General features: G+C 65.3%; 1 protein-coding gene. It reads right to left on the reverse strand.

The features are described from left to right. Positions 1-441: IS110 family transposase (locus tag ACPUD7_RS17835; protein ID WP_425120661.1), on the reverse strand; the 441-nt coding region annotated here is incomplete at both ends.

A 441-nucleotide genomic window follows, 5' to 3' on the forward strand; every position in this document is an offset into this window, starting at 1 on the left:
GCGATGTCAGCGACTCGGGCAGCCGACCTGGCTCCACGCTTCTTCAACCACGCGGTGAGGCGTTTGACGCCCATGCGGCGGATCGCCGCTGGGGTCTGGTATCCGGTGAGCAGGAGCAGGGCAGCCTTCGAAGTCGAGTAGTCGAACGCGGCTTCCAGGGCGGGGAAAAACTCACCGAGGCTGGCACGCATCCGGTTGATCGCCCGCGTTTTGTCGCAGGCCAGGTCGGTACGGTGAGCGGTGAGCAGTCGCAGTTCGGTCGCGATGTCATCGCCAAGTCGGATGGGTTGCAAGTCGCGGCGCATCCGGGCCTGGTCGGCGATGATTCCGGCGTCTTTAGCGTCGGTTTTCCCGTCGCCGCGGTAGGTGCGGGCAGCGTTGTAGACGGTGCGCCCGGGAATATAGAGCAGCGTCTGCCTGTGCGAGGCCATGAGCGCGATG

The sequence above is a fragment of the Brevibacterium sp. FAM 24630 genome (assembly GCF_049804075.1).
Classification (GTDB): domain Bacteria; phylum Actinomycetota; class Actinomycetes; order Actinomycetales; family Brevibacteriaceae; genus Brevibacterium.